The organism is Desulfosarcina cetonica JCM 12296, from assembly GCF_001311845.1.
Taxonomy (GTDB): Bacteria; Desulfobacterota; Desulfobacteria; order Desulfobacterales; family Desulfosarcinaceae; genus Desulfosarcina; species Desulfosarcina cetonica.
In genome coordinates this window covers 1-7,093 of sequence record NZ_BBCC01000261.1, presented here as the reverse complement: position 1 = coordinate 7,093, position 7,093 = coordinate 1, and the positions used below count along the sequence as shown (strand labels likewise).

The window sequence follows — 7,093 nt, the reverse complement described above, 5'->3', positions numbered from 1 at the left end:
GTCACCGAAACGGTGCGTTTCATGGTGCCGGCATGACGGTCAGCACGCCCGCCGGCGTGGCGGCCTTAAGGGTGCGGTCGTACATGGATTCGGCAAAGGCCGGTGGCCGGGTGAATTGGCCCGGCGCGGTGACCTTGGCCCTGTAGGTCAACTCACGCACACTTTTGCCCACGCTGCCATAAAAGATCACCCGATCTTCGCGCACATCCACATAGTCCGCCCGCCAACCCTGGATCTCGCGGGATACCGATTGCCGTACGGCCTCGAAACCGCCGGGCAAAAGGTCGATGACGGCCACATTGCTCACATGCTCGGCCTCCAGCGCGCGGATCCGCAGACGTACCAGGACCTCCTGACCCTGGACGAAGGACGCCACCATCGCGCCATCGACATCCAGATAATCCCGGTATATTTCCAATCCCGAACGCGAGGGAGCGTCCGGCAGGGTCCGGTCGAATCCGGATTGTACGTTGGCGTAGAAAAGCGGGGTCGCCCCGCTGATCCCGATCTGGCCGTCGTGTGCCGGGTAACTGGCCGTGGGGAAGGGCGCGTTGTGGCTGTCCAGCGGCCTTTTCGTGCCGTCGACGGCTTCATATTGAAAATGAACCGACTCGGGTTGACCTTCGGGCAGGTTCAACCGCCCGTAGGCTACCAGCCCGAGAATGGTGTAGCTGGCACCGATGGTGTTGGTCTTGCCCTTGAAAATCGGATCGAGCAGTTGCAGGAGGATCGCCCCATCCAGGTCCCGGGCCCGGCTTTCGAAATGCCGGCTGAGGAGATACAGGGCCTGGGCATCGCGGGTGAGCGGCTGATCGAAGTCGCCCATAGCCGCGCTGCGCGCCGTTCCCAGGCGGTAGCGGCTGGCCAGGCGTTGGGCGTCGCCGTCCATTTTGAGCAGTCGGTAGGTGGCGGCCATGTAGACCGCGGTCAGATCGCTCCGCCAGGCCTCCTTGTGGTTTTTCTCCAGGTTCTCCTGCAGACGCACGAGAAGGTTGGTGGTGGTTTCGCCCTGGCGGGTCAGCAGATAGATGGCCTGGGCGCGAATGACGGCGTCGGCCAGATTCGCGATCTTCCGGTCGGCAACCTCGCGAATGAAGGCGATGCCCCGGCGCAGCATATCCGCGGGAACGGCAAAGCCTGCCTCGCGGGCCTCGATCAGAAAATGCAGCGCATACACACTGGGAAAATCCCTGGCCGTATCGCTGCCGGGCCAGAAACTGAAGCCGCCGTTGGCCTGCTGCCGCTCCCGCAACCGGTCGATCAGGACGCCGACCTGCTTTTCGATGGCCGGCCGCTGGGCCGCATAGGCCGGGTCGTGGATAGTGCCACCAGGGGAAAGACCTGGCTGACCAGCTGTTCGGTGCAGCCATGGGGAAAATGTTCCAGATAGGCCGTTAGGGCATCCACCAGAACCAGCGGACTGGCCGATGCCGTTGCATGCTGCTCGGCCAATTGGTCGAACAGGTTGCGGGTGATGGGCAGCCAGGCAGCGCCATCCTTGGCATATCCGCTGGTGAAGGTGGTGTGATACGGCATGGCCGGCCGGATACTCAGGCCGGCTGTGCGGCTGGCCACCGCATCGCCCAGCTGGGCCGTAAACGTCAGGCTGGCCGCTCCGGGCGCGTTGCCGGCGTGAACGATAAAGTGCACCGGGGCCTCGTCTCCTTCACCGATGACCACCTGGCGCGTGCGTTCACCGACGATGATGAGATTCCGCGATGCAATGATGCCAACCGTAATCGTGGCATCCGGTCCGCTGCCTTCCACCAGGTTGGAGACCCCGACGGTCACCCTAAACTCATCCCCCGGGGCGGCCTGGAGCAGAAGGCTCGGCGAGAGCACGAAGGGACCGCGCACCAGGGTGTTGGCCGTGGCCGTTCCCACGCATCTTCGCCCACGGCCACGGCCATGACTACCAGGTTGCCGGCAAAGGTGTCGGGCACGGTAAAGTTGACGGTCCGCTCTTTTTGATCACCATCGACGATGCCGGACCAGAAGACCGCCGGTATGTCGGTCTTGCGGGCAAAGGGATTGATGTTGGCCGCCAAAGCGCGCTTCATCGCATCACCGCCGCTGGCCATGGCCTCGTGCAGCAACGCGTACGGGGGCAGGATCAGGTCGAGCATCTGGCGGGTATCGACCCGCAGGGCGCGTTTTTTCATGAAATGATCCAAGGGCTGGGGCATCTGGTAGCCGGCCACCTGCAAAATGCCCTCGTCCACGGCAAAGATCACCATCCGCGAGGGCCGGTCGGTGCGGTAGCCGATGGTCATGGTTTCGCCGGGCTTCACCTTCTCCTCGACACGAAGGTCCACGCTCAGTTGCCGACGGCTGCGGTCGATGGTGATGGGCGTAACGGCCGTGCTCAAGGGGCTGGTGAAAATCTCCTGGGAGCCGCGTCACGTACGAAGGCCACGTTGAGGTAGGCATTGCCCTCCAGGTCGGACGGCAGGCGAATCGTTTCCAGGGTGCTGGTCGTGGTGGTCTTGAACCACTTGAAGGCGTGCACCTTATTGCTTTCGATGGTCATCAGACCGGCGCCCACATAGGGTGCCGTGATACTGACCTGAATGATTTCACCGGCCCTGTAGTCGCTTTTGTCCAGGCGCAGTTGCAGGGCGGCTTCCTTTTCCAGCCGGCCGGTGAGGTTGCCATGGCCCACCACCGTATAAGTCAGGCGGGCCAGCCGGGTGCCGTCCGATCCGCGAACCTCGATAGCGTAATCCCCCGGATCGGCGGTTGCCAGGGCGAATGTGCTGCCCTCGGCGGCGATGGCGAAGGGCCGGCTGTCAACTTGCCGTTCGCGGTCCACGGTCTGATAGGCGAAGGTTCCGTTGGGCTGCTTGACCAGGGTGGAGAGATGCTGAATTTCCAGGCGCGTCAGGGCCAGGTTGTCCAAGGCCAGCGGTTTCAGGTCGGGGTCGATGGCGATCCAATCCACTTGCGCTCGCCACCGGCATGGATGAATCCCAGATCACCATCGCTTTTGAATCCCACCAGATGGGGCAGCGGCGAGATCAAGGTCCCGTTGTGGGCCGATACGCTGCGTCCGCCGGCCGGATCGAAGCCCTCGACAAAGAAATCCAGCCGGTAGGTGCCTTCGCGGAAACGGTCCAGGGGAATATCGAACACGGCCTGGCCCTGGTCATTGGTGTTGGCCGGCGCCAGGGCTTCATCCAGGGTCAGTGGGGTCTCGGCCACGTTGCCGAGGGGATCGGAAAAGTGATAGTCGCGCCATTGGCTGAAGCGGAAGTCGCCGGCCGGATGCTGATGCGCGCCTGCAATCGGCGGTTCTGGGCCGGAGCACCGAAAAGGTTGGTCAGGCTCACGTGGGCGGAAAGTTTGGGTGCCGGGCTCCAGCCGCGAGGTTCCGCACCGGTCAGGGTGCTTTTGATGGTCATGGTGTCGGGAAGAAATTCCTCCACCGTGAAATCGGTGCCCCCTAAAAGGCGTCCGCGCTGGCGGTTGTCCCGGACGAGGTAGAGGGATACGGTGTAGCGGCCGGTAGCGGCGGTGGCCTCGGTGGGATAGGCAAATTCCAAAAATCCCTTGGCCGGCAGAACCACGCGCTCGGTCTTGACCGGATTGTTGCGCGGTCCCTGGATGGCCACTTCGAGGGGGATGTCGGCGACATTGTCCAGGGGGGTCTTCTTGACGATCATGCCCAGTTGGACCGTCTCGCCGGGTCGGTAGACCCCCCGGTCGGAGAAGAGAAATGCGTTCAACTGACCCTCCGGTCCCGCGTCATCCCATTGGCCGCCCACATCAAAGCGTGAGAAATCCACCTGCCGGGAATGGCTTTCGAAGGGGATAAAGGCCGTATCCGTTGCCGTGGTGACCAGATAGACGCTGGGCTGGCGTTCGTCCGTGAAGTCCCGGGTCACCGGGATGAGCGCATGGCCCTCGGTGTCGGTGGTGAGACGAAAAAGGGGCAGGCCGTTTTTGCCCAACAGCTGGACCGCGGCCTCGGCGACCGGTTGACCGCTGCTTAGCTGCTGCACGAAAATGTCGTGGGTGTCGTCGGCGTTGTCCTTGACCAACAGGCCCAGATCCGTGATCAGGACCAACCGTCGGTCGGCGGCGCGGTGACCGGTCGGTTGCGTGCCGGATCCCAGCCTTCCACGGAGACGAAAAACAGGCCGTAGCCCTTTTCTCCGTCCTTGGCCGTAGCGGAGAGGTCCAGGGCGGTATAATTGGCCTTGCCGGGAGGCAGGGGCTTGAGGGGAATGATTTCCCGGGAGATGGCGCTGATGTTGTCTTCCGAAAACTCCGGGTGGGTGAAATAGGGATCGCGGATATCCCCATCGGTCTGGGTGATCAGATGGGCGATCTGGCCGGGCAGCAGCCGGCCGAGGGTGGCCCGCAGGGCGGTCAGGCCCCGGGCCATGATGCCCAGGCGCTGCTCACCCGAAGCCGTGAGCAGCGATCCCTCACCGGCCAGGCGGACTTGGCGTGGATAGCCGGTACGGCCAGAACCGCATCGAAAAAACTTGCCTGCACGAATCCGTTGACCGATGCCAGGTGGGGATCGATGCGCAGGTAAAGATAGCGCCTTTCCGGCGCATCGATGACGAAGTGGTAGTGCGTGGCGGCGTCCCGTGGATTGGGCACGATTTTCAGCGCCAGACGCTGGGCCACGGCCAGGTCCTGGGGGGTCACCTCGCGTGGGCCGTTCCAGCGACGGCTGTTACGCCGGGGGTTGACCGCCGGCAAGAGATAGACGGAGAGTTTGGCCAGCAAGGTTTGCCGGTCGATGGCGTCGGTGAAATCGAGGCTGATCACCTGCTGGGGCTCCTGGCGGTCGTTGGTCACGATGCTGGCCTTGGCTGCACTGACTTTCAGGAAACTGTAGCGGTCGGGGACCACCACCGTATCGGAAAGGGGCTGGGTTGTGGCCTTGCCCCCCGTGGCCGGGGCCACGCCGGCGGCGATAGTCAGGCGCAGGGTGTTGGCCTGGGCCGGCAGATCCAGGGGGGCGGAAGAGACGTAGGCCCGCCGCTGCCGTTTGTCATAGGTCACGCTCAGGCTTACCGGTTGGGGCGGGGTGTCCATGCCCTCGCCGGAGGGGCGCATGGCCATGGAGAGGTGCTGCTCGAGTCCGGCCGGGTCCACCGGGTGGGAGAAGTAGAGGGTGGCAACCACCTTGCGCACGCTGCTTTGGGCCGGGTCCTGGTAGAATTCGATGCTTTCGATGGCGGCGGTGAAAGCCGGCGTGGTAAATTCGGCGGTCTTTTTTTTCAGGCGCGTTTCCGGACTGAAGATCGCCGGCGGCAACACGATGCGAAACGGCGTGCCCGCCGGCCAGGCGGGTTCCGGTTCAAAGGTCAGGGTGTGGTCATCGCGCCACTGCCAGCGACCGGCCAACGCGGGCTCCAATTGGATGCCCGTCACGGGTTTGCCGATCAGGTCGATGCGCGCCACGCTGGGGGGACCTTGGGGGATCTGCCGATTCGGGTGCGGGTCTTGGCGATCATAATCAAAGCGGATCACCAGCTCTCCGGGGCGGGGATCGTCCACATCGGCCGGTGGATCCGGCGGGGTGACGCTGGCGACCACCTGCAACGGGCTCGGTCGGGTCAGGGTGTAGCCGGCGCCTGCCACCGCGGCAACCAGAAGGATGACGATCAGCCAGAACCTGCCGGGCGACGCTGACGAAATCGGTTGATGGCAGTCATCCAGGCGCCGGTGTATAACGCAAACGGCCGACCAGCGATCCGACGATCTTGGCAATCATGGGCATGGCGGTTTCCTGTTGGCGGATGGAATTTTTTTGTGGATTGAGAACCATGGCCACTATCGCATAAGGTCGCATGGGGAAACAAGGGCTATGCGCCGATGCCGAGCGTATTCATGGGGTTGATCTTTTCTGGCGGATGGCGATAAGGGGGATAATCGTTTTCTAAACCGGATACGGGGAGGTTCATTATGATCGTCCTGGTGGCGTTGCTGGGCATTGCCGGCCTGGCGGCAATGGTGTTGGTTCTTCTCTATAACCGATTGGTGCGCTTGCGTAACATGGTCCGTGAGGGGTGGAGCGGCATCGAGGTCCAGCTCAAGCGTCGCAGCAACCTGATTCCGAACCTGGTGGAAAGCGTCAAGGGGTACATGGGCCATGAGCGCGGCGTCTTGGAGACGGTCAGCGAAATGCGCTCGCGCAGCCTGGGTGCCGCCGACGTATCCCAGAAACAAGTGGCGGAAAACGCCCTGTCCGCCGGTCTGGCCCGCCTGTTTGCCGTGGCCGAGAACTACCCGGAGCTCAAGGCCGACCGAAATTTCCAGGACCTGCAGAACCAGCTGGCCGAGATCGAAGACCAGATCCAACTGGCCCGGCGCTATTACAACGGTACCGTGCGCAACCTCAACATCGCCGTGGAATCCTTTCCCGGCAACCTCGTGGCCGGCGGGTTCGGCTTTCAGCCGGCCGTGTTTTTCGAGAATGAGGATCCCGGCGACCGGGCGGTGCCAAAGGTGACATTTAATTAAATTCAACGGATGGAGGCATCGCCCATGAGACCGATCAAGGTCCTCCCGGTGGTTGTCTGGCTGCTTCTTTTTTTGGCGCCGGGTCCCTTGCTGGCCGCGCGGGAACGCATCCGTTCCTACGACAGCCGGATCGACATCCATACCGATGGCCAGGTGGTGGTCACGGAAACCCTTCGTGTGGTGTCAACGGCTAACCAGATCCGGCACGGCATCTACCGCGATTTTCCCACGCGCTACCGCAATGATCGCGGTGGTGAGGTGGTCGTGCGTTTCGACGTACTGGACGTGCGCCGGGACGGCCGACCCGAGGCCTATCATACCCAGTCCCTCAGCAACGGGATCCGGGTTTACATGGGGAAGAAGGACGTTCTTCTCAAGCCGGGGGAATACACCTATACCTTGGTCTACCGCACCGATCGCCAGATTGGATTCTTTGACGATTACGATGAATTGTATTGGAACGTGACCGGCAACGGCTGGGATTTCGCCATCGATCAGGTGCAGGCCCGGGTTCGTTTGCCCGCAGGGGCCGATGTGGTGCGGCATGCCGCTTATACCGGCCCGGCCGGTGACGATGGCCGGGACTTCACGGCGCGCCATGGATGGCGGC

The 7,093-nt window shown here is 63.0% G+C and carries 10 protein-coding genes; 2 read left to right on the top strand and 8 right to left on the bottom strand.

The features are described 5' to 3' along the window. Positions 1–19: 19 nt before the first annotated feature. The 8 genes from JCM12296_RS31185 to JCM12296_RS31150 are packed head-to-tail and all read right to left on the bottom strand — an operon-like array spanning position 20 to position 5,730. Entirely contained in the window at positions 20–1,252 is a 1,233-nt protein-coding gene (locus tag JCM12296_RS31185) for an alpha-2-macroglobulin family protein (protein WP_054701261.1), read from the bottom strand. Between the two features lie 8 nt (positions 1,253–1,260). Then, positions 1,261–1,884, bottom strand: coding sequence for a hypothetical protein (locus JCM12296_RS31180; protein ID WP_157068061.1), 624 nt, complete (start codon positions 1,882–1,884; stop codon positions 1,261–1,263). After that, positions 1,788–2,369 (bottom strand): hypothetical protein, encoded by a 582-nt coding sequence (locus JCM12296_RS31175; protein ID WP_054701254.1) that lies wholly within the window; start codon positions 2,367–2,369, stop codon positions 1,788–1,790. The genes JCM12296_RS31180 and JCM12296_RS31175 overlap by 97 nt, the downstream gene beginning before the upstream one ends. Beyond that, positions 2,366–2,941 carry a hypothetical protein gene (locus tag JCM12296_RS31170; RefSeq protein WP_054701251.1) on the bottom strand — a complete coding sequence of 192 codons (576 nt, stop codon included), beginning with the start codon at positions 2,939–2,941 and terminating at the stop codon, positions 2,366–2,368. Before JCM12296_RS31170 ends, JCM12296_RS31175 begins: the two co-directional genes overlap by 4 nt. Further along, positions 2,911–3,201: a hypothetical protein gene (locus JCM12296_RS31165; protein ID WP_054701248.1), complete on the bottom strand. Its 291-nt coding sequence runs from the start codon at positions 3,199–3,201 to the stop codon at positions 2,911–2,913. The genes JCM12296_RS31170 and JCM12296_RS31165 overlap by 31 nt, the downstream gene beginning before the upstream one ends. After that, entirely contained in the window at positions 3,183–4,067 is an 885-nt protein-coding gene (locus tag JCM12296_RS31160) for an MG2 domain-containing protein (protein WP_054701245.1), read from the bottom strand. The genes JCM12296_RS31165 and JCM12296_RS31160 overlap by 19 nt, the downstream gene beginning before the upstream one ends. After that, positions 4,058–4,387, bottom strand: a complete 330-nt coding sequence (locus tag JCM12296_RS31155; RefSeq protein ID WP_054701242.1) for a hypothetical protein — start codon at positions 4,385–4,387, stop codon at positions 4,058–4,060. Before JCM12296_RS31155 ends, JCM12296_RS31160 begins: the two co-directional genes overlap by 10 nt. Continuing rightward, positions 4,372–5,730: a hypothetical protein gene (locus tag JCM12296_RS31150; RefSeq protein WP_054701240.1), complete on the bottom strand. Its 1,359-nt coding sequence runs from the start codon at positions 5,728–5,730 to the stop codon at positions 4,372–4,374. Before JCM12296_RS31150 ends, JCM12296_RS31155 begins: the two co-directional genes overlap by 16 nt. A 195-nt stretch (positions 5,731–5,925) precedes the next feature. On the opposite strand from JCM12296_RS31150, the gene JCM12296_RS31145 reads away from it, so the two are divergent. Beyond that, positions 5,926–6,483 (top strand): LemA family protein, encoded by a 558-nt coding sequence (locus JCM12296_RS31145; RefSeq protein ID WP_054701237.1) that lies wholly within the window; start codon positions 5,926–5,928, stop codon positions 6,481–6,483. Between the two features lie 24 nt (positions 6,484–6,507). Beyond that, positions 6,508–7,093 (top strand): DUF2207 domain-containing protein (locus tag JCM12296_RS31140; protein WP_172684204.1); only part of this gene is annotated, 586 nt, incomplete at its 3' end.

Excerpts from the sequence above, each read along its gene's own strand:
- JCM12296_RS31145 (WP_054701237.1), top strand. The coding sequence starts at position 5,926 with ATGATCGTCCTGGTGGCGTTGCTGGGCATTGCCGGCCTGGCGGCAATG.
- JCM12296_RS31155 (WP_054701242.1), bottom strand. The coding sequence starts at position 4,387 with ATGGCCCGGGGCCTGACCGCCCTGCGGGCCACCCTCGGCCGGCTGCTG.